The organism is Xanthomonas prunicola (assembly GCF_002846205.1).
GTDB lineage: Bacteria > Pseudomonadota > Gammaproteobacteria > Xanthomonadales > Xanthomonadaceae > Xanthomonas > Xanthomonas prunicola.
Genome location: NZ_PHKV01000003.1, coordinates 480,962 through 504,981, shown reverse-complemented (window position 1 = coordinate 504,981; position 24,020 = coordinate 480,962). Strand labels below are relative to the sequence as shown.

The following is a 24,020-nucleotide window of genomic DNA, read 5'->3' as shown; positions in this document are numbered from 1 at the left end:
CTAGAGCGCGCCGGGTTTCAGGGCAAGGGGCAATGCCCGCCACGCATGCGATGGGACGGGCTAGCTGCAGGCGCTGCCGATCAGCGCAGCGCCGTCGTGCCTGTGCACTTGGCGAACAGGTCGCGCTCGGGCGAGTAGACGCTGGTCTTGACCTGCATCAACCCAAGCACCGAGGGGAATAGCGCATCCTGATCGGTATATTGCCCTGCGCGGTGGCGCAGGCAGGCTTCATCCAGGCCGCGATCGCGTGCGAACTCCGGCGAGAACCACATCACCATCGGCACATGGGTCTGCTCCTTGGGCGCAATGGCATACGGCACGCCGTGCAGGTACAGGCCTTTTTCGCCGAGCGATTCGCCATGATCGGAGAGATAGATCATCGCCGTGTCGTAGTCTTGAAGACCGCGCAGGGTGTGGATGGCCTGATTGAGGAAATGGTCGGTGTACAGGAGGGAATTGTCGTAGGCGTTGACGATGTCCTGGCGACTGCAGCTGCCTAGATCTGCGGTCTTGCAGACAGGCTTGAAGCGTTCGAACTGCGCTGGGTAGCGTTCGAAGTAACTCGGCCCGTGGCTACCCAGTTGATGCACCACCACCACGCGGTCGCCGGGCTTTGCCCGCACCTGCGTGGCCAGATCGCTCAGCAAAATCTCGTCCATGCAGCGGCCATCTGCGCACAGGCCAGGTGTGGTGGCATCGTCCAGCTTCTGGATCTCCAATCCTTCGCACACGCCCTTGCAACCGGACTGGTTGTCGCGCCATAGCGTCGAAATACCTGCGTGTTCCAGCACGTGCAGGAACGACTGATGGCCGCGAATCATGTCTTCGTTGTAGTCGCGACGACCGTATGGCGAGAACATGCAGGGCACCGAGACCTCGGTGCTGGTGCCGCACGAATGCATGTCGGGGAAGTTGATCACCCCGGCCTGCGCCAGCTCCGGCGTGGTCTGCCGCGCATAGCCGTTGAGGCCCCAGTTCTGCGCGCGCGCAGTTTCACCCAGCACCACCAGCAACAGGCGCGGGCGGCTGCCCGGCGCACGCGGCGTGGCCATGGCGTCGTGTTCGATCGGCTGTTTGGGAGCGCGCTTCATCGGCGAATCGGATTTGAGATTCTGCCGCAGTGCCACGATGTAATTGATCGGCGTGGCCAGGTAACGCACTTCGCGGTGGTTGCGCATCAACGCGGAAATATCCTGCGACGACAGCATGGTGCCCGCAGCACCTGCCGCCGCCACGACCAGCAGAAAGCCCACCCGCATCAGGAACGCTTTCCCCGCGCTGTGCGCGCGCAGACGTGTGCGCCATAGCAGCGCGGTCGGGATCAGGAAGTAGCACACCAGCGGCAGGATCAGGCCGGGTGTCAGCAACTCGCGCGATTCCTTGTGATCGGTATGCAGCACGTTGCGCAGCATGTCCGCATCCAGATAGACGTTGTAGCTGTCCATGTAGTGTGCGGCCAGGGCCGTGGTGAACAGTAGCAGCGTCAGCAGCGGCTTTGCATTCCAGCGCCAGACCAAGACGCCCAACAGCAGCGCATGCACGGCCACCAGCAACGCCATCAACGAGATGGCAAATCCAATGCTGCCCGGATGCGTGGCCATGGCCGTGCGCCAGAACAGCTGATTGCAGACGAGTGCAAAAAATAGACTCGACAGCAGCACCAGCGCTTCGGTGGACACTGTCGGCCGCGTACTCCACGTCAGCGCGCGCAGGCCACTACGCCGGCGCGGTTCCGGTAACCAAGTGCTCATGCTGCATTCCCCGATAACAACATCAAGCCAAGTAAGCGACGCGGCTTTTGCAGCATCACGCAGTACAGTGCAAGTGCGCTCACCCAACACACTGCCAACGACCACAGGTCGTGGGAAAGAAAATGCGCGCCGCGCAGTTGTTGTGCAACACCGAAAATGAGACCTGCTGCCAACCCTGTAAACAAACCTGTAAACCGCCATGCAGGACGGAGCGCTAGCGCACAAAAATACAGCGCTACCCATGCATAACCGGCACTGGCATGGCCAGCAGGAAAACAACCGGACGCGGCAACACCGTGGCGCGATTCAAACAGCCCGATCATCGCTTGCGTACCGCCATAGCGGCTCAGATCCCACGGGCAATCCATCGCAGTCCACGACTTGAGCAGCGATACCAGCGAGGTCGACAGTGCGACGGATGCGGCCAGGTAGGTCAGCGGCCAGCGCAGCACCTTCAAGCGTGGCCTGCACCAGGCAACGATGGCCAGCACCAGCACGCCGACACCGGCAGCCGTGCTCGACCATTTACCAATGCGGTGGATCACGCCACTGGTGAACCAATGGTCCTTGAGCAGCCAGTGGCCGCCTTCCAGCCGATACAGCACATCGGCGATCCATTGGTCGCCACCGGCACCCATCAGCAGTGTGCTCGCCAACAACACGCACGCCAGCGGCAGCCACAGATGACGCACGAAGAAGTGCGCCTCCAGACCAGTGGCGGGATGCGCCACGGTTGGCGCATGGCTGGGAAGCGTTGTCATTAAAGATGTCGGCCTGTGTCAATGTCCGACATTTTCGAAACCCGGATGTCGGAAAGCGGTCGGACCGGAGTCGCTCGGCCGTTAACCCGACACCAAGCATTCAGTCTGCATCGCCTTCGCTACCGGTTTGTTCGGCGTCGGACGCAGTGGAGATGCAACCGGCATGCCACGCCGTGCCCGGCAGCAATTCCCATTGATTGCGATTGGACTCGCCGATCTCGATGCGTTGCGCCGGATCGATACACGCCGGTACCGCCTGCTTGAGCACGAATAGCCAGCGGGTGTGCGGCGCTTGCGCGAGCCATGGGCCGGCCTTGGCCCATTGGTCCTCCCAGCTCGCCTTGAAGCCGAAGTCGGTCACCGGGCGATCGGCCTGCAGCAGGTTCTGTTCGCGCCATGCCAGCATGCCCAGCTCTGCATTCGGGCCGATGCGCTGGCCCACGCGCTGCATCAAACGTGCGGACGAGCTGTATGGATCCAGCGCCGGCATCAATCCCAGGCCGTAGATCGCCCACAGCGTTGCGGTCATCACCACCAAGGCGGTACCCGCGCGTTTGCCGCGCGACCAGACAGTCGCCGCCAGGCCGACCACTCCCAGGCCCATCAACCAGATGCCCACCGACTGCAGCGCGGCAAGCTCCATGCCGCGCTTGACTGCAGTGCTTTCGGCCCAGTGCAGATGCAGCGCAATGCCGCCGCCCAGCACCAGGCCGGCGACGGCAAGCAGCAGCACATACCCGGTCAGCAGCATGCGCACGCCGCGCCGGCGCAACAACCCGGCCAGCAGCGGCGCCGCTGCAATGCACAGCGCCGGCAGCATCGGGAAGATGTAGACCTCGCGCTTGCCCGGGCTGGCGCTGAAGAACAGCAGTACCAACACGCTCCAGGCCAGCAGCAGTACATAGCGCGGGTCGCCGCGCCGTAGCCGCCGCCACCAGGCCGGCAGTAACCAGGGCAACAACAGGCAGCCTGGCAGCCACAGGGTGGCGATCACCTGCAGGTAGTACCAGAACGGTTTGACGTGATGCCAGGCGTGCGCATAGCGCGTGCCGGTCTGCTTGAACAACAGCTCGTGCGCGTAGGCATGCAACTGTGGGTCGTCGCTGTGCAGCAGCGCAATGCACAGCGGACCCAACCACACTGCGGTGCCCGCCACGAAGGCCGGCAGCACCAGCAACCAGCTACGCCCTGCCTGCGCGCGTGCAGGCACTACGCTCATATGTGTGCGTTGCAGCGCCATCCACGGCAGCAACAGCAGCAGCGGCAGAAAGCCGACGCCCTTGGTCACCGTGCCGACACCGGCGGCAAACAGGCCCAGCGTCCATGCGCGCCAGTCCGGCCCTCGCAGCAGGTGTCGCAGCATTCCCCACAACGCGAGTGTGGTCAGCGCCACCAGCACCATGTCGATCTGCGCACGCTTGGCCATCAGGCCGAACTGCAGCACCGTGCACAAGGCCAGCACCGCATAAGCTGCCACGCGCCGATTCCACAGCCGGCGCGCGATATCCCAGGTCAGCCATAACGTGGCCAGCGCGGCCAGCAGCGACGGCAGCAGGAAGGCCACCGGCCAGTGCGGTATCGCTTCGTAGGTCGCTGCCTGCAACCACATGAACACCGGTGGTTTTTCTGCGTACAACTCGCTGCCACGGTGCGGCAACAGCCACTGACCGGTCTCGACCATGGTGCGCGCAGCCAGCACGAAGCGCGGTTCGTCCGGCGGATTGGGCTGGCGCATGCCCAGACCGGCCAGCAGGCTGAAGAGAATCAACAGCAATGCGGCCAGCAGCGCGCGCTGGCGGGATGAGCAGGCAGAGATGGCAGGCGACACGCGCACGCTCTGAGTAAATGCGGGCAGACACTATCTGGCAAGTGGGTCGGAAATTTGTCGGAGCAGAGCGCGCCGCATCGAGGGTGGCAGCGCAGGCGTCGCAGGTGCGCGGGTGATTCGAGCGCAACCGATTGGACGGCCGTACCGGCGATACCGGCCGTGTTCGGCTGGCCTCGGTTAGGATGCGCACACTGTGCCTGCTGGGCCGCCCTGGAACCCCGCTCATGCGGCTGCTGGTCATTGAAGACAACCGCAATATGGTTGCCAACCTGTTCGACTACTTCGAAGCGCGCGGGCATACCCTGGACGCCGCGCCCGATGGCATCACCGGCCTGCACCTGGCCACCACCCAGCACTACGACGCGCTGATCCTGGACTGGATGATGCCGCGCATGGATGGCCCGGAGGTGCTGCGCCGGCTGCGCGAACAGCACCAATCCGAGGTGCCGGTGATCATGCTCACCGCGCGCGACGAATTGCCGGACAAGATTGCCGGCTTCCGTGCCGGCGCCGACGATTACCTGACCAAGCCGTTCGCGCTACCCGAGCTGGAAGTGCGCATCGAAGCCTTGCTGGCGCGTGCACACGGTCGCCGCCGCGGCAAGTTGCTGCAAGTGGCCGACCTGCGCCTTGACCTGTCCACGCTTGAGGCCACTCGCGCCGGCCAGGTGCTCCATCTGTACCCGGCCTGCCGCAAGTTGCTGGAAGTGCTGATGCAGGCCAGCCCGGCGGCGGTGACGCGGCAACGCCTGGAACAATCGCTGTGGGGCGACGACCCGCCCGACGGCGACATGTTGCGCTCGCATATCTACGAGCTACGCCGCAGCGTGGATGGCCCGTTCGCAGAAAAGCTGATCCACACCTTGCCGCGCCTGGGCTACCGGTTGGCGCAGCTGGATGCGGCCGAGGCGCCTGGCGCAGGCGACAGCAGCGATGTCTAAGCAGCGTCCCCTGGGTCGCCGCGTGCTGGTGTGGTTGTTCGGCTACACGCTGTTGATGACCCTGGCGGTGTTCGGCACTGCGCAGTACCTGCACGAACGTGCCGAACACGGCGTATGGCGCTCGCTGCTGAATTCCGAACTGGACAGCATTCTCGAGCGCAGCGTGCAGAATCCGGATTACCACTGGCAGGACTCGGACACCTTGCGGCTGTACCGCATCGACGACCTCGCGCGTACACCAGCGGTATTGCGCACCCTCCATCCTGGCTTGCACGACGGCCTGGAAATCGCCGGCCGCCAGAGCGCGGTGATGGTGCGCGACACCGCGCATGCCGGCCGCCTGGCGCTGGTGCTGGACATCTCCGATTTCGAAGCGCTGGAAAAATTCCTGACCCGCTGGATGCTGGCTGCTGGCATCGCACTGATCGGCATCACCTTGTTGATGGGGACTTATGCGATGGCCCGGTTGGTGCGCCCGCTGGTCGAACTGGCGCGCGACATCGGCGCGTTGCGTCCGGAGCAGCGTGCGCAGCAGATTGCGGTCGGGCCACAGGGCAGCGCCGAGCTTTACGTGATTGCCGATGCGCTCAACAATTATCTCGAGCGCAATAGCCAGTTCGTGGACCGCGAGCGCGCCTTCATCGACAGCGCCAGCCACGAATTGCGCACGCCCATCGCGGTGATTGGCAATGCGGTGGAGCTGGCGCTGGACCAACCCGGCACGCCGTCGGCGGTCCGCCATCAGCTGCAGCGCATCGCGCAGACCAGTGCCTCGGTCGAACAGTTGATCACCTTGCTGCTGGTGCTGGCCAAGGACCCTGGCCGGCTGGTGCGCAGCAGCGATTCGCTGCGGCTGGACCAATTGCTGCCGGATATCGTGGCCGACCATACGCACCTGTGCGCCGACAAGGATCTGCAGCTGGTTGTGGACCCGATGCCGCCGTGTCGCCTGGTCGCGCCGGTCGCCATCGTGCAGACCGCCATCGGCAACCTGCTGCGCAATGCCATCGAGAACAGCGACCGCGGCATCATTCGTATCTCGCTATCGGCGCCCGGTGTCGTCCGCATCGCCGACCCGGGCCACGGCATGACGCCGGAAGAAATCAGCGCCATCTACACGCGCTTGGCACGCGGCAAGGCACGCCAGGGCAGTGGTATCGGGCTGGAATTGATCGGGCGGCTATGCGAACACCTGGGCTGGCATTTGCAGCTGGATTCCAACGCGGGGCAGGGCACGGTGGCGACGCTGGATCTGTCCGGCGCCACTGCGACGGCTCACTGAGGGTAACCAAGATACCGATGGCCCCTACCGCTGTGCGGCCGATGCTCGCTGCTGTCTGTCGCACGCGTCCAGCACGATTCCCGCGTGTGCCTTGCGCACCCGCCTAACGACTGCGCGCGACGATGTGGTCGCCGCTCCAACGCTCAGCGCAGGATCAGGCCGGCAACAAGCCGCGTGCGTGCAACCAGCTGCGCGCATTCTCTGCGTCTTGCTCGAACCAGGCGCGCGTGGAGCCCAGGCGATACGTATAGCCCCAGCTGTCCATGTCTGCCATCAGGCGCGCGCTGCCCACGCCGGGCAACTGCTCGGCCAGCAGGATCTGCAGGTAACAGGTGGCGTCTTCTTCATCCACCGAATCGGTGGCGTCGGTATGCACCGCGGCGCGTTTTTCCGCTGGCAGTACGATCAGATGTCCGGCTTCGTGCAGGAGCGAATGCACCGGTGTGTCGTCGCGCACGTACACATCGCAGCCGATGATGCCCGCTTCCGGTTCGCCCCAGAAGCTGCCGGGAATCGCCGCGCCCGATTCCACGCGATGCAGGCGCAAGCCATAGCGCGCGAGCAGGGCGGCAGGCGCGTCCAGGCCAATATCGGCCACGCACAGAACATCGGCAGAGGTGGGCGTTGCAGGAGTGGCGGTGGTCACGCGCAATGGCTCGCGGTCGGGTCACATGCAACAACGGCACCGTGCGGACGCGGTGCCGTTGTTTGCGTTTACTTGTCGCCGTCTTCCGGCAAGGCGACCGAAATATCCAGCACGTCGTGTTCGCCATCCTTGACCAGATCAACCCGCACCGCATCGGCGTCGATGTTGACGTACTTCTTGATCACTTCCAGCAATTCGCGCTGCAGCAGCGGCAGGTAATCCGGCCCGCCACGGTGGTTGCGCTCCTGCGCAATGATGATCTGCAGGCGGTTCTTGGCCGTCTCGGCGGTGTTCTTCTTGCTCTTGAGAAAATCGAGCAGGCCCATGCTTACCCTCCGAACAGCTTGCTGAAGAAGCCTTTCTTCTCCACGGATGTGAATCGCATCGGGCGCTCCTCGCCCATGATGCGGGCGACTGCGTCGTCATACGCCTGGCCGGCGGGTGACTCGCCATCCAGGATCACCGGTTCGCCCTTGTTGGAGGCGTTGAGCACATCGCCGGATTCGGGAATCACACCGATCGCCTTCAGGCCCAGCACTTCTTCCACGTCGGTGATGCTGAGCATCTCGCCGCCTTCCACGCGACCCGGGCTGTAGCGGGTCAGCAGCAGGAACGCCGGCACCGTCTTGCCTTCCTCGGCCTTGCGGGTCTTGGAATCGAGCAGGCCGATGATGCGGTCCGAGTCGCGCACCGAGGACACTTCCGGATTGACCACCACCACCGCGCGGTCAGCGAAATACATCGACAGGAATGCGCCTTTTTCGATACCGGCCGGCGAATCGCAGACGATGTAGTCGAAGCCGTCGGCAGCAAGGTCCTTGAGCACCTTTTCCACGCCTTCCTGGGTCAGCGCGTCCTTGTCACGGGTCTGCGAGGCAGCCAGCACGTACAGGTTGTCGAAGCGCTTGTCCTTGATCAGCGACTGCTTGAGCGTTGCTTCGCCATGCACGACGTTGACGAAGTCGTACACCACGCGCCGCTCGCAGCCCATGATCAGGTCCAGGTTGCGCAAGCCGACGTCGAAATCGATGACCGCGACTTTCTTGCCGCGCTTTGCCAACCCGCAGGCCAGGCTTGCGCTGGTGGTGGTCTTGCCGACGCCGCCCTTGCCGGAGGTGACTACGATGATTTCAGCCAAAGGATTTCTCCGAATATTTCTGTGGTTGGGCCGCGTCAATCAAGCGCAGCGATCTTGATCTGATCCTGCTCCAGCCAGACCTGGACGGCCTTGCCACGCAGGTCCATGGGAACATCGTCCAGCACCTTGTAGTGGCCAGCGATGGCGACCAGTTCGGCGTGGAAGTCGCGGCAGAAGATGCGCGCGTCGGGGTTGCCCTGCGCGCCGGCCAGAGCGCGGCCACGCAGGGTACCGTAGATATGGATGCTGCCGTCGGCGATGACCTCGGCCCCGGCACCCACCGTACTGAGTACGGTCAGGTCGCAGTTCTCCGCATACAACTGCTGGCCCGAACGCACCGCGGTGCGCTGCATCCGGCCAGGGGCCGGTCGCGCGGCCGGTGGCGCCGGTTCGGCACGCGCGGGCGGCGGCGGCGGCGGCGGGCTAACCGCGGCCGACTCGTACTGGGCGCGGAATTTGGCCAGCAATGGCACGCCCAACTGCTGGGACAGCAAGTCGATCTCGCTGGTGCCGTAGGCCAGCGCCACGGGCAGCACGCCGGCCTCGCGCAGACCATCCAGCAGCGCCTTGGCCGTAGCCAGGTCCGGCACCTGCGACAGTCCGCCGAAATCCAGGATCACCGCCGCACGGCCGAACAACTTGGGTGCGCGGGTCACGCGTTCGCGCATTTCCTGCACCAGCCGCGGCACGTCCAGCGTGCGCACGCGCAGGTTGGCGATACCCACCTGGCCGATCTTGAGTTCGCCGGCCTGTTCAAAATCCACACTCACACTTGCCACGCCTCAGCTCCCCGTCGATGGGTTGGCGGTGGTGGCGGCATGACGCGGCCGGCCCACCCATGGCAAGTCTTCGGGCAACTTGCCGCCATAGGTCTCTTTGACCCACCGGTAGCTACACATGTCTTTCATCAACATGCTGGCGCGCACTTCCACATCAGCCATGGTGTTCTGGCCGACCTCGCGGAAGCCGAAGCTGCCATGGAACAGCAAGGCCGCGTCGGCGCCGTGGTCCAGGAACACCTCGCAGGCCAACTGCGGGTAACGCAGCTCGGTATAGCTCTGCACATCGGCGTAAAACGCCCGCCCGACGCCACCGCCGCGGCGGCGGCTGGCGACCACGATGCGGTCGATGTAGAAGAATTCCGGATGACGGTCCCGGAACCAGGCGAAATTGCTGCTGTCGTGGGCACTGCCGCTTCCGAACCCGACCAGAAACCCGGCCAGGTTGCCGTCGCGCTCGGCGACGCGAAAATATTCGGCCTGCTCATAGAAACGTTGCAGCTTGGTTGAATCCAGCGGCAGGATCGCCAGTCCGGCATTGTTGTTCAGGGCCAGGACGGAATCGAGCTCGTGCTCGCGCACGTCGCGGATGACGATCGACATTGGGACTCCGTGGGGTAACGCGTCGACCCGAAATCGGATCTGCGTCGGATTATTACATGCGTGGCCTGAAGCGGGCGACCCGGCGCGCACGATCGGCCCGGCGCGCGGCATGCTCCGGTATGCATCACCGCCTCTGCTGCTCCGGCATCCGTTGACCGTATCCGCGTGCACGGGCCGGCATGCATGACTTCCGGCAAGAGGCCGGCACGGTCGCTTACGCCTAAGATGCGGACATGTTGGGATACCTCAGTCATACGCGCGTCCTGCGCTTCGCCGGCCTGTTCACCTGGGCGATGATCGTCATGCCGTTGGTGTACACGTACTGGCCGCCGGCCGAAGAGGGCGACCGCCGCAGCGTGACCGAAGCGGTCATGATGTCGGCGTTCTTCATCGGCTTCGGTGCCAGCTACTTCTGGCTGACCCGTGGATTGAACAGCGGCGGCCACGCGCACTGGTACGACCGGCTGATCCTGCTGCTGCTCACCATCTGCGCGCTGGCGGTGAGCTATCTCAGCGGGACCGGGCTCGGCAGCATCCTGATGATGGTGGCGGCCGGGGTGATCCCGTGGCTGCTGCCGCTACGCGTGGGCGTGCTGTGGCTGGTGCTGAGTCAGTTGGCGGTGTTGCCGGTGTTTTACTACCTGCGCCCGGACTTCACCCTGTTCGCGGCGCTGATGCAGTCGCTGTTGTACGGCGGCTTTTCGATGTTCATCTTCGTCACCAGCCTGGTCGCACGGCAGCAGACCGATGCGCGCGAAGAACAGCGCCGGCTCAATGCCGAACTGCGCGCCACCCGCGCGCTGCTGGCCGAAAGCGCACGCATCAACGAGCGCACCCGCATCTCGCGCGAGTTGCACGACCTGCTCGGCCACCACCTCACCGCGCTCAGTCTCAACCTGGAAGTGGCAGGCCACATCACCGAGGGCCAGGCCCAGGAACACGTGCGCCAGGCGCACACCCTGGCCAAATTGTTGCTCACCGATGTGCGCGAGGCGGTCAGCCACCTGCGCGACAGCGGCGCCATCGACCTGGAAGCGGCGCTGCGCCCGCTGGTGACCCAGGTGCCGTCGCTGGACATCCACCTGGACATCGCCCAGCCGCTGACCCTGGACGACCCCGAGCGCGCCCACGTGTTGCTGCGCTGTACCCAGGAAATCATCACCAATGCGGTGCGCCATGCCGGGGCGCGCAACCTGTGGATCCAGGTGCGCCGCGATGCCGATACGGTACTGATCGACGCCCGCGACGACGGCCACGGCGCGGATGCGGTTGCGCCCGGCAACGGGCTGCGCGGCATGCGCGAGCGGCTGAACCAGTATGGTGGGAAGCTTGAGATTCAAACCCGGCGGGGTGAGGGCTTCGGCCTGCGCATCGCTGTTCCAGGCGCGCCGGCACTGATGCCTGCGGCCGTGACCCAAGGAGTGTTGTGATGATCCGTGTGTGCCTGGTCGACGATCAAACCCTGGTGCGCCAGGGGATCCGCTCGCTGTTGGCGCTGGACGACGGGATCGAAGTGGTGGCCGAGGCCTCCGATGGCAAGCAGGCGGTGGAGCAGATTCCGCAGATCCGGCCGGACGTGGTGCTGATGGATATGCGCATGCCGGTGATGTCCGGCCTGGAAGCGCTGCAGATGCTCTCGCGCGACGGCACGCTGCCGCCGACGATCATCCTGACCACCTTCGACGACGACCAATTGGTGCTGGCCGGGCTCAAGGCCGGCGCCAAGGGCTATCTGCTCAAGGACGTCTCGCTGGAACAGCTGGTGGGCGCCATCCGCACCGTGGCCGACGGCGGCTCGCTGGTGCAGCCGGCAGTGACCCAGCGCCTGCTGTCGGGCCTGGAACACATGCGCAACGAGTTCGTCAGCCTGGACCGGCCCGACCCGCTGACCGACCGCGAGACCGAGATCCTGCGGCTGATGGCGAGCGGGTTTTCCAACAAGGAAATCGCCAATTCGCTGGGCGTAGCCGAGGGCACCATCAAGAATCACGTCTCCAACATCCTCTCCAAGCTCGGCGTACGCGACCGCACGCGCGCGGTACTGAAGGCGTTCGAGTTGCAGTTGGTGTGAGATCGACGCGGCGCCGCTGACCTCGACGCTGCGCGTGCCTGCGGCAGGGCGGGAAATCGCATTCAGGGCGCCGCAGGCCCGTTCGAGCCGCGATCTGGCGCCGTGCACTGCCGCACGGCAACCGCAGCATCACACACACGCAGCGCGTGATGTGCATGATAGCGGCGCGCAATCGCCCAAACCCTTATGCAGGTTGCGATTGCGCATCCCCCACGCGCCGTGTTGCGCGGTGAATGACACCGCAAGACCGCGCTACCCGTCGCACAACTGAACATCTTTCCCGAAGCCTGCTAGGATGGTGGCTTCGCTTCACTCAACCCGGCCGTGGGATCGGCCCCGGAGACCTCCTGAATGACCCGTATTATCGAGTTCCTGATCGCCTTGGGGATCGTGGCTGGCTTGTTTGTCGTGGTGGGCTTGGTGTTGCCCTCGGAGCGGCAGATGTCCGAGAGTGTTGAGACCAACCGCAGAATGACGATTGTTTACGACACCGTGAACAGCTTCCGTCGTTTCAAGGATTGGAACCCGCTCGTGCTGCGTGACCCGAAGATCCAGCTGAAGCTGGCCGGCCCGGAAGAGGGCAAGGGTGCACGCGTCGAATACAGCTCCACGGAGGGCTATATCGGCAAAGGCAGCTGGGAGATCACCAACAGCGTCAAGAACGAGCGTGTTGAGATCGCGATCGAAGATCCCACCAAGGGCTACGACAAGGTCACCAATTTCACCCTGGTGCCGACCGGCAAGAACAACAAGAACGTCAAGATCACCCAGGACTACAGCGTCAAGTACGGCTGGAACCTGTTCGGTCGTTACGCCGGCCTGTACGTTAGCCGCCATGTGGGCGACGACCTGAAGCTGGGTCTGTCGCGTCTGGCGACCGCACTGGCCACTGTGCCGAACTTCGACTACCGCGCTGAGCTTGACGGCAAGCCGGTGTTGAGCGATCTCAAGATCGTCGATGTGCCGGCCGAGGACCTGTTGGTCGTCACCGCCGGCAACATCGATCGTGACAATGAGACGATCAAGAAGTCGATCAAGGACAATCAGGAGTGGATCAAGCGCGTAATGGATTCCAACGGCCTCGAGGCTGCTGGTCCGGTGCGCATCGTGACCACTGACTTCGCCTCCGACAAGTACGCGTTCGACGTCGTGCAGCCGGTACGCAAGCGCGCCGGTGGCGCTCCGAAGACCGACGCCAAGGCAGACACCGCCAAAGCCGACGCCAAGAAGAAGGACGACGCTGCGGCCGCAGCACCGGTCGATGCAACGCCGGTGGCTGCAACGGGCGAAGAGCTCAAGCTCAACATCCCGTCCGAAGCACCGGTGAAGTACCAGCGCGTTCCGGCTCACCGGTCGGCATTTGCGACCTATGCAGGCCACATGGCCGGTCTGGATGCAGTGCGTAACTCGCTGCGTGCATGGGCTGCCACTAGTGGCATGGATGTGACCGATCGTCCGTACGAAGCCTGGAAGGGCGGTGTGGACAAGTCCTTCACCCAGGACGGTACGTACGACGTCTACTGGGCCATCAAGTAATCGTCTCAGCACGATGACGTGATCCAGACCAAAAACGCGCCGCAGCCCAGCGGCGCGTTTTTTTTTGCGCTGCGGCGCTGCCATGGAAGTTGCCTGCATGTCCTTGCTCGATCGTCGTAAGAAACACCCTTCGCTGCTGGCGTTCTGCGGCGGCCTGCTGGCTGCCATTGCCGTCGGTTTATCGGCCTACGCTTCGCACGGCGTGGCTGATGCACTGGTGCAGTCGCGCCTGCAGCTTGCATCGCTGTATGCGTTCGGCCATGGCGCAGTGCTCACTGTGCTGGGTGCCACCGAAACGCGTGTGCTCGGCCGGATAGGGTTGTACCTGCTGCTGCTCGGCACCTTGCTGTTCGCCGGTAGCCTGGTCGGCGGCGCGTTGCTGCACTGGCCGACCAGCCTGGCACCGATCGGCGGCGTCAGCCTGATGCTGGGCTGGGTGGCGCTGGCCATTGGCGCCTTGAGGCGCTGAGCGTGCCGCGCCACGCCCGCGGATTCGATGTGGAGGCTGCATTCGCGCAGTTGTCCCGGCGCGATCGCGCGCTGGGTGCGTGGATGAAACGCATCGGCCCGATCGCCCCGCAGCCGGGGTGGCGCAAACCGTTCGACCCGGTGGATGCGCTGGCACGCGCCATCCTGTTCCAGCAACTCAGCGGCAAGGCGGCATCCACCATCGTGGCGCGGGTGGAAGTGGCGATCGGCGCGCAGCGGCTGCATGCCGATACGCTCGGTCGCATCGACGATGCAGCACTGCGTGCCTGCGGCGTCTCCGGCAACAAGGCACTGGCGTTGCGCGATCTGGCACGGCGCGAAAGCGAAGGCGAGATTCCCTCGTTACGCAGGCTTGCGTTCATGGACGACAACGCCATCGTCGACGCCCTGGTGCCAGTACGCGGCATCGGCCGCTGGACGGTGGAAATGATGCTGATGTTCCGCCTAGGCCGCCCCGATCTGCTGCCCATCGACGACTTGGGCGTGCGCAAAGGTGCCCAGCGCGTGGACAAGCAGGAGCAGATGCCCACCCCCAAGGCGCTGGCCATCCGCGGCGAACGCTGGGGACCCTACCGCACCTACGCCGCGTTTTATCTATGGAAGATCGCCGATTTTAGCGTGGCGACTAAAGTACCGACACCGCGTTCGCAGGAGTAGTGCGCTTGCAGCGCTGGAAGACAAGTTGGGCGGGTGTGTCGGGCTGCCTCGCGTAGCGCTTGACGCAGGAGGTGCGGCCGGCTTACGTCGCCGACCAACGCCAGTGCCACGGCTCGTAGACGATGCCATGCGGGTTGTTGCGTGGGTAACTCAGGCGGTAGCCGAACTCGTGCGCGTTGCTGCGCAACCAGGCGAATGCAGGCGTGATTTCAAAGGATTCCTCGGCCGGCGGTTCGCCCGGTGTGCCGATATCCAGTGCGTCGCCGCTGTGATGTTCGCTGAAACCCGGCGCTGCGTTGACCGCCAGAATCTGCGCCAGGGTGAGCCCGCGCGCGAACTTGCGTTCGAAGATGCCCAGTTGGTAGTCGTGGCTGCGGTAGCCGGAAATCGCATCGAGCACGATGTCGTCGCCGGCGGCGGCGCTGCGCAGGTGGCGCCAGGCACGTGCGGCGCCTGCGCTGAGCCACAGCGGCCGTCGGTAGCGATCGTACCCGGCGGCGTGCAGCGTTGCCGGTTCGGCATGGATCGACAGCTGGGTGGTGCGGGCATAGTCCGCTGCATCCAGGCCGAGTCTGGCCAGACGCGCGTGCAATGCGCTCAACGGAAGCGGCCCGGCATCGCCGCACCAGCGGCGTGCGGCCAGCGCGTGGAGACGATCCAGCGCCGCGTCGATGCCGGGTTCGTGCATCAGGCGCGGTACCAGCGCCTGTACGCGGTGCACGGTGGCGGTGGCCAGATAGCGGCCGTCGCGCTTGCGTCGCAGCAACCAGGTGGCCCGGGCGAGTTGGCGCGCATCGGCGTTGCTGCGCGCGCGCAGCAACGCGGCCGGCACCAGTTCGATGTCTTCGGTATTGAGCAGATGGGCGGGAGCGGGGTGCATCCGTACAGGGTAGGCCCACGCGCTGCATGCGACCAGATGCCATTCATCCGTCGATGCACGCCGCTGGCATCGTCGGGTCGCCGGAACGCTTAACCGCCGCTGCCCGGTTGACGGTAGCGGCCCTCGTGTCTTGGCACATGCAGTGCCGAGGCGTGGTCATGCGTGCGGCGCCTACGTGGCGTGGCAGGCGCGAGCGACAGTCGCCGCCGATCAGGGCTGTGCGTGAATCCACTGTGCGGTGTCGGCAATCAGCTCGGTGGCGACGTGTCCGGCGCGGCCATACTCGCCTGGGGCGGCGACGCCGCTGCCGGCGATGCCGAGGTGGTTGAGTTGCCGATAGCGATGCATGGTCGCGCGTGGGTCGTCGCCCAATGCTTGCTGCCAGCGCTGCCAGTCGGGTGCGGTGACTTGGAAATCGCGTTCGCCCTGCAGCCACAGCACAGGGACGTGCAGCGTGCGCACATCGGCGACCGGATCGACGGTATCGAACGCGCGCCAATAGACGGCCGGTATGTCCAGTGGCGAATCGTTGCGGGAGACTGCGCCGTCGCCGCGCACCTTGGCGATGCGCCGTTCGATCTCGGCCAAGCGCGCCTGGCCCTGCGCCGAGGGAGCACCCTCCAGGCTCAGCAGGTAGCGGTTCTGATCGAGCAGCAGATCCAATAGCGGGCGCGCCGGTGCGGCCCACAGGATAATCCCGGCGGCCCTGCCGGAGAGACGCGCGATACGGGCGGCGAGCATGCCGCCCTGGCTGTGGCCCATCACGAAGATGCGCTTGGGATCGATGCCTGGCGTGTGCGCCAGCGTGGCGATCGCGACGACCGCGTCGTTGGTGGTTTCCTCGTCCATGGTGAAGCCATCGTCCATGCGCCCGGCGAAGCTGTCGGGCAGGGCGTAGGTGCGCTTGTCGTAGCGCAGCACTGCGATGCCCTGCGCGGCCAGACCACGCGCCACATCGAGGAATGGGCGGTTCGGCCCGATCCTCTCGTCGCGGTCCTGGGGGCCGGAGCCGTGCACCAGCACCACCGCCGGAAATGGCCCCTTGCCTGCCGGAAGCGCCAGCGTGCCCGGCAGCGGTCCTACCGCCAGCGCCTGCTCCGCAAAGCCGGCATCGGCTGCCAGTGGCGGTGGCGGTGCTGCCGCAGCGGGAGTGAACAGCAACCCGGCGATCTTGCCGTCGTGGTCGATCGAAACGTGCGCCAGCAGTGCACCATGCTCGAATTGCAGCTGTTGCTCGATCAGGGTCAGCCCGTCCTGCTGTCGTTCGTTGACCGGCCCGCGCTGTTGCAGGGAGCCCAATTGGCTGGACAGCGAGTGCCACGCATCGGCAAGCCTTGCGCTTGACAGCGTTGCGGCCAGCGCAGGGGTGAAGGTGGCTTCGGCAGCGGCCATATCGCCGGCCTGCAAGCGCTCCAGCAGGCCGGTGAACGTCTGCTGCGGCGAAGCGGCAAGTGCACTGGTCGACAGCATCACGCAGGCCAGTGCAAACGCCCGACGCTTGCCCATGTCAGAGTTCCTTCTTGAACACCAGCAGCGTCGCACTCAGCGGTGCCGGCATGACGATGTTGACCAGTTCCCAGCCGAGGTTGCCCTGCTTGACCAGTTCGGCCTGGACGTCCTCGGTCTTGATGCTGCCGATGAACGACGGCTTCAATTCGATGGTCAGATAGCTCCAGCGCTTGCTCATGATTCCGGTTCCTTGTTGTCGTGCGGCTTCGGCAGCCGGCCCGCCTTGCGCAGCGCATCGCGCAGCACGTATTCGATCTGCGCATTGAGGCTGCGTAATTCGTCGTCGGCCCAGCGCTGCACGGCGGCCAACACATCGGCGTTGATACGCAGCGGGTAGGCCTTTTTTTCGCTCATTTGCCGTCTCTGCGGCTGCCGTGCCGGCGCAGGTGCATCACCATCGACACGATCAGCACGTTGACGCCGATGATCATGCCGATGACCACCGCATAGATACCGGCGCGGTTGTCGCCGGCCCAGTACAGGCACGCGGCGCCGACCAGGATCACCAGGCTGATCAGCGCCCAGCGCAGGCCCAGGCCGCGTGCGCGGTCGTCATCGTCCGCACCGATGGAGGCGGCGATTGCCAATGCCGGCAATCCGGAAAGAGCGACGACCAACGGCACCATGACATTCATTGCGTCGCCTCAATACAGCGAGCCGGCGTTGACCACCGGTTGGGTTCCGCGATCAGAACACAACACGGTGAGCAGGTTGCTGACCATATGCGCCTTGCGCTCTTCGTCCAACTGCACTACGCCATTCTTTTGCAATTCGGACAGCGCCATTTCAACCATCCCCACTGCGCCGGCCACGATGCGCGAGCGTGCGGCAATCACGGCATTGGCCTGCTGACGCTGCAGCATGGCCTGGGCGATTTCCGGCGCGTAGGCGAGGTGGCTGATGCGCGCCTCGATCACGTCCACGCCGGCCTGGGTCAGGCGCTCGTCCAGATGGCGCTTGAGCTGCTCGCTGATTTCGGCGGGGTGACTGCGCAGCGAGATCTGGTCATCTTCGTGCTGGTCGTACGGGTAGCTGGTGGCCATCGCGCGCAGCGCTGCTTCGGACTGGATATGCACGAAGCTCTCGTAGTCGTCCACGTTATAGACCGCTTCGGAGGCATCCAGCACCTGCCACACGATCACCGCGGCAATCTCGATCGGGCTGCCATCCAGCTCGTTCACCTTGAGTCGGCCGCTTTCGAAATTGCGCACGCGCTGGCTGACGCGACGTTTGGCGTAGAACGGCACATTCCAGCGCAGGCCGGCGTCTTTGACGGTGCCGACATACTTGCCGAACAGGCTCAATACCGCGGCCTGGTTGGGCTCCAGGGTGTACATGCCGGCCAGCATGAAGATGCACGCCGCCACGACCAGCACTGCGGTGATGAACGCGGCCGGTGTGACGCTGGTACTGGCCATCATCGTCAACACGTACCAGGCCGCACCGATCAGGCCTGCACCTGCGACGAGGACGACGGGAATGCCGGGTAACGAACCGATCGGCTTCTCTTTCATGAGGGCGAGTCCTTGTGGAGTTAGAAAAAGATATCAATGTGATATCAGCTAAGCAATAGCCGTTCGTCGGCGTCGGCATTTGCAGCCGTTAGAATGGCGGCCCCCTCTCGTTCTGGACTGCGCCCATGACCACCCTCGGCACCCCGCTGTCGCCTTCCGCCACCCGCGTGTTGTTGCTGGGCTCGGGCGAATTGGGCAAGGAAGTGGCGATTGAGCTGCAGCGTTTCGGCGTGGAAGTGATCGCGGCCGACCGCTATGCCAATGCACCGGCCATGCAGGTGGCGCACCGCTCGCACGTGCTGGACATGCTCGATCCCGCCGCCCTGCGCGCGCTGATCGCCAGCGAGCGGCCGCATTTGATCGTGCCGGAGATCGAAGCCATCCATACCGAAACCCTGGTGGCGCTGGAACGCGAGCAGGGCCAGAAGGTCATCCCGACCGCGCGTGCCGCACGCCTGACCATGGACCGCGAAGGCATCCGTCGCCTGGCCGCCGAAACGCTGGGTCTGCCGACCTCGCCGTATCGCTTTGTCGATACCGCTGCCGAATACCGCGAGGCGATTGCGGCAGTGGGTTTGCCGTGCGTGGTCAAGCCGGTGATGTCGTCCTCGGGCAAAGGTCAGAGCACCTTACGTAGCGAGGCCGATATCGATGCGGCGTGGGCGTACGCGCAAACCGGGGGGCGTGCCGGCGCCGGTCGCTGTATCGTCGAAGGCTTCATCGATTTCGATTACGAAATCACCTTGCTCACCGTGCGCCATGCCGGCGGCACTTCGTACTGCGACCCCATCGGGCATTGGCAGCAGGATGGCGACTACCGCGAAAGCTGGCAGCCGCAGCCGATGTCGGCTGCGGCATTGCGCCGCTCGCAGGAGATCGCCAAAGCCATCACCGACGATCTCGGCGGGTGGGGCCTGTTCGGCGTGGAATTGTTCGTCAAGGGTGACCAAGTGTGGTTCAGCGAAGTGTCGCCGCGCCCGCACGACACCGGTCTGGTCACGCTGGTCTCGCAGGAACTGAGCGAATTCGCGCTGCACGCCCGCGCCATTCTTGGCCTGCCGGTGGGCGCGGAAGACGGTGGCGTGATCCGTCAGAGCGGTCCCTCCGCATCGTGCGCGTTACTGGCACATGGCAACGGCGTGCCGGTGTTCGACAACGTGTCCGATGCACTGCGCGACCCGGACACCGCACTGCGCCTGTTCGGCAAACCACGCGTGGACGGCCATCGCCGCGTCGGCGTCACCCTGGCGCGCGCAGAGAGTATCGACGCGGCACGCGAGAAAGCGCGTGTGGCGGCTGCGGCGCTGACGATTCAGCTGATTGCCTGAGTTTCCTGTCGACTCGCATTGGTGCAGTGGAAAGATTGCTGCACCGTAGACTTTGGTTGCTGGCTCTGAAAAGTCAGTTAGTAGCTAACAGGCGAGGCGCCAGGGAATGAACTGCCTGCGACTCTCGCCCGGTCAGCTCATGGTTCGAGCTGATGGAGCTTGCGTTTGCTGCTGTTGCAGGTTCCGTTGCTGCTCTGCCTGCACGCGCTCGGCTGCAGCCTGCGTCCATGCCTGACTGCTCTGCTCCAGCGGTGTATTGAGTGCGGAAACCGTATCGACATGGGCGCGCAACCGGTCGTGCGATCCGGCCGAGTAAGGATTGTTCTGCACAGCAAATGCACGCGAGGCATCGTCGCTCAGTCTCACTTCGTCGATGCGGTCCATTCCCATCTTGCAGGATTGCACCGCCAAGCAGCCCGCAAGATTGGCGCTGCGCGCGTCCGTTTGCCGTCCGTGTTCGCGATCCAGTGTCTGTACGTGATCCTGCGCCTGTGCAAACAGTTGGTAGCCTGGATGCGTGGGGTCCTTCAACGATGGCGCGTGCCGCTCTTCGCTGAGAATGTGCTGCTGCAACGACCTTTGTGCCGGAAGCGGGTTCCGGATTTCCTTGTTCAATGGACTGTGCGGAAATGGTGCCTCAATGCTCTCCACACCGTGGATATTGCGTAGCGGGCGGTAAGCATCTTTTCCGGAGCCTTCTATCGGCAAAGGAATGCGAATATCCGGAAGCAATTGCCCGGCTCCTGGACCAAACAAACCATTCACATCGATGCTCTTGTTTCGATGGAGTCCTGCGTGATTGAGAGCTGCCCAGGTAAAGTCGACGCAATTGTTGCGTACGTCCTTGTATTCCTTGTCAAAACCAAATTTTTCTGGCTCTATTCCAAATTCATGGAGTTTTCCATATTGTTCTTTGCTTATTTCGACAGTTCTTGAGTATGCTGGATTGTGGTATTCGCCTGCATCTGTGTCGTAGATTTTCCCTGGGCCATTCATTTGCCCATGGGTGATCGGGGCAAAGCCATAACTGGATGGCTTGTTTTTGCCGTCGTCGAGTACGAAAAACATGTGCCCTGGGCCAGACGTGGCTGGTTCGCCATCCGTAAATTGTTGTTTTACCTTTGTATAAAGAGGCGTTCCGGGCGCGGCAATAACGATCGTTACTGTGTAATTCTGTCTGTCCATTAGATGCTTCTTTCTAGTTGATGCTAGTTATTTGGAGGAAGTCCATTCTCGCTGAACAGAAATTTGCGCGGATGGGTCTTTGAGTAATGGGTTTCCTGGTTGAGACGAGACGTCGATGCGGTATCGGCCGTAACTGTCTATTGGTAAGTAGCAAACAATCCAGTTGCTGGTGTCTGAAGTATGTGCGGTAACATCAATGTATTTTTTTTCCTCGTCTCCGGATCGCCACTCAAAAAATTTACTTCGTGCAGGTTCTTTTTTGATATAGGCTTGAAAAGCGTCTTCAGTGGATATTTTCTGGCATTGATCCCCGAGCCATTTGCAGGCTTCGACACGTACCGCATACCGGGAAGGAGGTTCCCCGTTATTTAAGAAAGTGACTGGATCGAGCTCGCCTTTGCGGTTTAAAGTCAATCCGACGATATAGGATCGAGTGAGATTTACATTCTCCGGTGTCGCCTCGAATTCGAAGCGCACATGGGCGTCGGCCGCATCCACCGGAAATGGCCGGCTGAGAAAAAGATCCTCTTTTTCAGAAGACGGTGGCTTGTTCGCACTGCACGCGCTCGCAAGGAGTGCGAGCGCCAGCGGCGGAGAAAAGGTACACAGGAAACAGCGCGCGTTGTGGAAATACAGTCTCATTTAACTTCCTTGCGATACCTGTCTGCGAGGAAGTGTAAGCCTGCCGTCTGAATCCGGACCACCCAAATTTTTCGGGTGGTCCTCGCGAACCTTGTCAATCACTGCCTCGGGTACTTCCGGAAGTTATCTGCGCCTCTGACATGGCGTTAGGATGCGTGTGTTGGTTAAATCTTTCCCTTCTTGCGTATAGCCTTACTCTTATATGCAGCCGTCGACGCTAGGCCCCGAGCACGACATCGCGGAGGCTCGGCACGCTTTCTTAGTTGCCAGCCACATCCACCCACACCGCATGATGGTCGCTGCCATCGGCGACTGCCGCGTCCGGCGCGCTGCTGGCCGGCCAGAAGATGCCGCTGCCGATCAGGGTGAATTGGCGTGACGGCAACACGTAGTCCAGGCGCATGGTGCCGGCTTGCGGGCCGAAGTCGCCGGTCACCTGATGCGGGTCGCCGCTGTGGGCGATGCCCAGCGCGGCGTATTCGGCGGTTTTCTCCGCGCCGCCATCGCTGCGCGGGGTGGGGTATTGAAGGACGCGCGGGTGCTTGATCAAGGCGCGGATCGCCGCATGGCGGCCGGCGCCATCGACCGGGTCGTTGTTGAGATCGCCCAGGATGACGAAGCGTGCATCGGCGGACAGGCCACCGCAGCCACCCTTGTCGTCGCAGAGCCAGCGTTGGCTCTCGGGTGCGTTGTCCAGATACGCGCGCCACAGTTGCAGTTCGTCGTGGTTGCGCGCGGCGTTGCGTTTCTCGGCACCGTCGAACACCGGCGGGGTGGGGTGCGACACCAGTGCATGCACCACACCCATCGGCGTGCGCACCGGGACATCCCAATGCGATTTGGACGAAAGCCGTAGCTGTGCCCAGATGGCATCGCTGTAGTACGACGTCTTGCTGGCTGGGTCGATCGGTCGCACTGCACCGGGCAGCGCGCTCCACTTCAGCAGCTGGAAACTACGCACTGCCTGCTCGTCGATTGGGTAGCGCGACAACACCAGCATGCCGTACTGGCCGGGGTGCAACCCATAGCCCCAGGCATCGTTGCCACGCGCGCGCCCTTCGCCGCCGATGCTGCCGTTGTTGTCCAGATCCAGACCGCTCGGCACGCCGGTATTGACCGGTGCCAGATAGCGATACGGATAACGCAACGCCTCGCCACCGCCCTGCTGGGCAACCTGCAGATAGCGTTGCTGGAACAGATCGGCAGCGCGGTGTTCCGGGTCGAAGTCGAACTCGTTGAGCAGCACCAGATCCGGACGCACGCGCTGCAGTACCGCAGCGATCTTGCGCGCATGCGCGCTATCGCCCTGCAGCTCACGGATCAGGCCACCGGCCTGGTCCGAATACAGCGAGGTGTTGTAGGTGGCGATGCGCAGCGTTGCCGCTGCGGGCCTGGCGGCGAGGGTGTCGGTGGGCATCTTGGGCGACGGTGCGCGGTGGGCGCAGGCCGCGCACAAGGCGGTCAGCGCGAGCAGCAGGAGAGGTTTGGTCATCGCTGGATTCTCGCATGCGGGATGCGACACGCCGATGTCGCAATCCGGCGGTTCAATCGCCCGATGTGTGGCCGGGCAAGCCGCGCCAGTGGCGGCCATCATAGGCTTCCAGCGCACTGAAGCGGCGCTTGTAGTTCATCTTCGCGTGGCCATCGATCCAGTACCCCAGATAGACATGCGCGCGTCGCTCGCGCTGCGCCCACTGGATCTGCTGCAGGATCGCGAACGTGCCCAGGCTGCGCGCTGCCGCCTCGGGCGCGTAAAACGTGTACACCGCCGACAGCGCATGCTCGGTGACATCGGTCACTGCAACCGCCAGCAGCCGGCCGGGCAGGTGCGCCGTGGCCGGTTCGCGGATCTCCAGAAAGCGCCCGTGCGACCAACCGCCGATCAGGAACTGGTCGAATTCGGTGGCGCCATGCTCGTCCATGCCGCCGCCGGGGTGCCGGTGCTTGAGGTAGTGGCGATATAGCGCGAGTTGTTCGTCGGTGCGCTCGGCGGCCACCACGCGTACGACCAGATCCTGGTTGCGCGCCAGGCAACGGCGTTGGCTGCGGTCGGGAACAAACGCATCCACTGCGATGCGTACCGGTACACACGCGCGGCACCGTTCGCAGTGCGGCCGGTAGACCAGATCGCCGGAGCGACGGAAGCCCCATGCCAGCGCTTGCGGATACATCGCGCCCAGGCGCGGGTCGTGCGGATCCAGCACCAGATCGCGCGCTTGCCGGTCGGACCAATAGCCACAGGCATGCTCGCCGGTCTGGAACAGGCGCAGGTCGTCGTGGGTGTCGGCATGGATGGCCATGGCCGAAGGATAGCGCCTGCGCGTCGCAGCAGCGGCGACTGTCCGCCGGATGAATACGCCCGGCCCGCACGTCAACGCGCGCATCGGTGGCTCGTTGATGTGGGTGTTGGTGGCAGCGCACGGATGATCCGCGCGCGCCACCCATGCGATGCGGCCCATGCAGGTGCCGCGGTGGTTCTT

At 63.9% G+C, this 24,020-nt stretch carries 26 protein-coding genes; 8 read left to right on the top strand and 18 right to left on the bottom strand.

Going from position 1 to position 24,020, the window contains the following annotated elements:
* Positions 1-80 precede the first annotated feature (80 nt).
* The 3 genes from XpruCFBP8353_RS12250 to XpruCFBP8353_RS12240 all read right to left on the bottom strand — a co-directional run bounded on the left by XpruCFBP8353_RS12250 (position 81) and on the right by XpruCFBP8353_RS12240 (position 4,346).
* A complete protein-coding gene (locus tag XpruCFBP8353_RS12250; protein ID WP_101363486.1) occupies positions 81-1,751 on the bottom strand; it encodes a phosphoethanolamine transferase in 1,671 nt (556 codons plus the stop codon).
* Entirely contained in the window at positions 1,748-2,512 is a 765-nt protein-coding gene (locus XpruCFBP8353_RS12245) for a phosphatase PAP2 family protein (RefSeq protein ID WP_101363485.1), read from the bottom strand. The genes XpruCFBP8353_RS12250 and XpruCFBP8353_RS12245 overlap by 4 nt, the downstream gene beginning before the upstream one ends.
* Positions 2,513-2,612: 100 nt before the next feature.
* Positions 2,613-4,346 (bottom strand): ArnT family glycosyltransferase, encoded by a 1,734-nt coding sequence (locus tag XpruCFBP8353_RS12240; protein ID WP_101363484.1) that lies wholly within the window; start codon positions 4,344-4,346, stop codon positions 2,613-2,615.
* 218 nt (positions 4,347-4,564) lie between these two features.
* Between XpruCFBP8353_RS12240 and XpruCFBP8353_RS12235 the strand changes: the two genes are divergently transcribed.
* Together XpruCFBP8353_RS12235 and XpruCFBP8353_RS12230 are read left to right on the top strand one after the other, a co-directional pair.
* Entirely contained in the window at positions 4,565-5,281 is a 717-nt protein-coding gene (locus XpruCFBP8353_RS12235; RefSeq protein WP_101363483.1) for a response regulator transcription factor, read from the top strand.
* Positions 5,274-6,563 carry a sensor histidine kinase gene (locus XpruCFBP8353_RS12230; protein ID WP_101363482.1) on the top strand — a complete coding sequence of 430 codons (1,290 nt, stop codon included), beginning with the start codon at positions 5,274-5,276 and terminating at the stop codon, positions 6,561-6,563. The genes XpruCFBP8353_RS12235 and XpruCFBP8353_RS12230 overlap by 8 nt, the downstream gene beginning before the upstream one ends.
* A gap of 154 nt (positions 6,564-6,717) precedes the next feature.
* On the opposite strand, the gene XpruCFBP8353_RS12225 is transcribed toward XpruCFBP8353_RS12230, so the two are convergent.
* From XpruCFBP8353_RS12225 to XpruCFBP8353_RS12205, 5 genes are all read right to left on the bottom strand, one after another.
* Positions 6,718-7,209 carry a hypothetical protein gene (locus tag XpruCFBP8353_RS12225; protein WP_101363673.1) on the bottom strand — a complete coding sequence of 164 codons (492 nt, stop codon included), beginning with the start codon at positions 7,207-7,209 and terminating at the stop codon, positions 6,718-6,720.
* 68 nt (positions 7,210-7,277) lie between these two features.
* Positions 7,278-7,535: a cell division topological specificity factor MinE gene (gene minE / locus XpruCFBP8353_RS12220; protein ID WP_005994583.1), complete on the bottom strand. Its 258-nt coding sequence runs from the start codon at positions 7,533-7,535 to the stop codon at positions 7,278-7,280.
* Between the two features lie 2 nt (positions 7,536-7,537).
* On the bottom strand, positions 7,538-8,347 hold the full coding sequence (gene minD, locus XpruCFBP8353_RS12215; protein ID WP_065469246.1) for a septum site-determining protein MinD: 810 nt from the start codon (positions 8,345-8,347) through the stop codon (positions 7,538-7,540).
* 35 nt (positions 8,348-8,382) lie between these two features.
* Positions 8,383-9,126, bottom strand: a complete 744-nt coding sequence (minC, locus tag XpruCFBP8353_RS12210; protein WP_101363481.1) for a septum site-determining protein MinC — start codon at positions 9,124-9,126, stop codon at positions 8,383-8,385.
* A 3-nt stretch (positions 9,127-9,129) separates the two neighbouring features.
* A complete protein-coding gene (locus XpruCFBP8353_RS12205; RefSeq protein ID WP_101363480.1) occupies positions 9,130-9,729 on the bottom strand; it encodes a GNAT family N-acetyltransferase in 600 nt (199 codons plus the stop codon).
* Between the two features lie 233 nt (positions 9,730-9,962).
* Between XpruCFBP8353_RS12205 and XpruCFBP8353_RS12195 the strand changes: the two genes are divergently transcribed.
* From XpruCFBP8353_RS12195 to XpruCFBP8353_RS12175, 5 genes are all read left to right on the top strand, one after another.
* Positions 9,963-11,159 (top strand): sensor histidine kinase, encoded by a 1,197-nt coding sequence (locus XpruCFBP8353_RS12195; protein WP_101363479.1) that lies wholly within the window; start codon positions 9,963-9,965, stop codon positions 11,157-11,159.
* Positions 11,159-11,800, top strand: a complete 642-nt coding sequence (locus XpruCFBP8353_RS12190; RefSeq protein WP_101363478.1) for a response regulator — start codon at positions 11,159-11,161, stop codon at positions 11,798-11,800. The genes XpruCFBP8353_RS12195 and XpruCFBP8353_RS12190 overlap by 1 nt, the downstream gene beginning before the upstream one ends.
* A 351-nt stretch (positions 11,801-12,151) precedes the next feature.
* Positions 12,152-13,336, top strand: a complete 1,185-nt coding sequence (locus XpruCFBP8353_RS12185; RefSeq protein ID WP_101363477.1) for a polyketide cyclase — start codon at positions 12,152-12,154, stop codon at positions 13,334-13,336.
* An 82-nt stretch (positions 13,337-13,418) separates the two neighbouring features.
* Positions 13,419-13,805, top strand: coding sequence for a DUF423 domain-containing protein (locus XpruCFBP8353_RS12180; protein WP_162301031.1), 387 nt, complete (start codon positions 13,419-13,421; stop codon positions 13,803-13,805).
* 2 nt (positions 13,806-13,807) lie between these two features.
* Complete coding sequence (locus tag XpruCFBP8353_RS12175) at positions 13,808-14,482, top strand: DNA-3-methyladenine glycosylase family protein (RefSeq protein WP_101363475.1); 675 nt, start codon at positions 13,808-13,810, stop codon at positions 14,480-14,482.
* Between the two features lie 82 nt (positions 14,483-14,564).
* On the opposite strand, the gene XpruCFBP8353_RS12170 is transcribed toward XpruCFBP8353_RS12175, so the two are convergent.
* The 6 genes from XpruCFBP8353_RS12170 to XpruCFBP8353_RS12145 all read right to left on the bottom strand — a co-directional run bounded on the left by XpruCFBP8353_RS12170 (position 14,565) and on the right by XpruCFBP8353_RS12145 (position 18,385).
* Positions 14,565-15,362 (bottom strand): M15 family metallopeptidase, encoded by a 798-nt coding sequence (locus tag XpruCFBP8353_RS12170; RefSeq protein ID WP_101363474.1) that lies wholly within the window; start codon positions 15,360-15,362, stop codon positions 14,565-14,567.
* 210 nt (positions 15,363-15,572) lie between these two features.
* Positions 15,573-16,868 (bottom strand): alpha/beta hydrolase, encoded by a 1,296-nt coding sequence (locus XpruCFBP8353_RS12165; protein WP_101363473.1) that lies wholly within the window; start codon positions 16,866-16,868, stop codon positions 15,573-15,575.
* A 1-nt stretch (position 16,869) separates the two neighbouring features.
* Entirely contained in the window at positions 16,870-17,049 is a 180-nt protein-coding gene (locus XpruCFBP8353_RS12160; RefSeq protein WP_101363472.1) for a DUF4177 domain-containing protein, read from the bottom strand.
* The gene (locus XpruCFBP8353_RS12155; protein WP_101363471.1) at positions 17,046-17,225 is read right to left on the bottom strand and encodes an Arc family DNA binding domain-containing protein; all 180 of its coding nucleotides are present in this window, start codon (positions 17,223-17,225) and stop codon (positions 17,046-17,048) included. The genes XpruCFBP8353_RS12160 and XpruCFBP8353_RS12155 overlap by 4 nt, the downstream gene beginning before the upstream one ends.
* Positions 17,222-17,506: a hypothetical protein gene (locus XpruCFBP8353_RS12150; RefSeq protein ID WP_101363470.1), complete on the bottom strand. Its 285-nt coding sequence runs from the start codon at positions 17,504-17,506 to the stop codon at positions 17,222-17,224. The genes XpruCFBP8353_RS12155 and XpruCFBP8353_RS12150 overlap by 4 nt, the downstream gene beginning before the upstream one ends.
* Positions 17,507-17,515: 9 nt before the next feature.
* Positions 17,516-18,385 carry an SPFH domain-containing protein gene (locus XpruCFBP8353_RS12145; protein ID WP_101363469.1) on the bottom strand — a complete coding sequence of 290 codons (870 nt, stop codon included), beginning with the start codon at positions 18,383-18,385 and terminating at the stop codon, positions 17,516-17,518.
* A gap of 125 nt (positions 18,386-18,510) precedes the next feature.
* Between XpruCFBP8353_RS12145 and purT the strand changes: the two genes are divergently transcribed.
* Positions 18,511-19,713, top strand: coding sequence for a formate-dependent phosphoribosylglycinamide formyltransferase (gene purT / locus XpruCFBP8353_RS12140; RefSeq protein ID WP_101363468.1), 1,203 nt, complete (start codon positions 18,511-18,513; stop codon positions 19,711-19,713).
* A gap of 132 nt (positions 19,714-19,845) precedes the next feature.
* Here purT and XpruCFBP8353_RS24275 read toward each other — a convergent pair whose 3' ends face one another.
* The 4 genes from XpruCFBP8353_RS24275 to XpruCFBP8353_RS12120 all read right to left on the bottom strand — a co-directional run bounded on the left by XpruCFBP8353_RS24275 (position 19,846) and on the right by XpruCFBP8353_RS12120 (position 23,999).
* Positions 19,846-20,898, bottom strand: coding sequence for an XVIPCD domain-containing protein (locus XpruCFBP8353_RS24275; protein ID WP_101363467.1), 1,053 nt, complete (start codon positions 20,896-20,898; stop codon positions 19,846-19,848).
* Positions 20,899-20,925: 27 nt separating this feature from the next.
* The gene (locus tag XpruCFBP8353_RS12130) at positions 20,926-21,540 is read right to left on the bottom strand and encodes a hypothetical protein (protein ID WP_101363466.1); all 615 of its coding nucleotides are present in this window, start codon (positions 21,538-21,540) and stop codon (positions 20,926-20,928) included.
* Positions 21,541-21,799: 259 nt separating this feature from the next.
* Positions 21,800-23,131: an endonuclease/exonuclease/phosphatase family protein gene (locus XpruCFBP8353_RS12125; protein ID WP_101363465.1), complete on the bottom strand. Its 1,332-nt coding sequence runs from the start codon at positions 23,129-23,131 to the stop codon at positions 21,800-21,802.
* Entirely contained in the window at positions 23,085-23,999 is a 915-nt protein-coding gene (locus tag XpruCFBP8353_RS12120) for an arginyltransferase (protein WP_101363464.1), read from the bottom strand. The genes XpruCFBP8353_RS12125 and XpruCFBP8353_RS12120 overlap by 47 nt, the downstream gene beginning before the upstream one ends.
* Between the last annotated feature and the right edge of the window lie 21 nt (positions 24,000-24,020).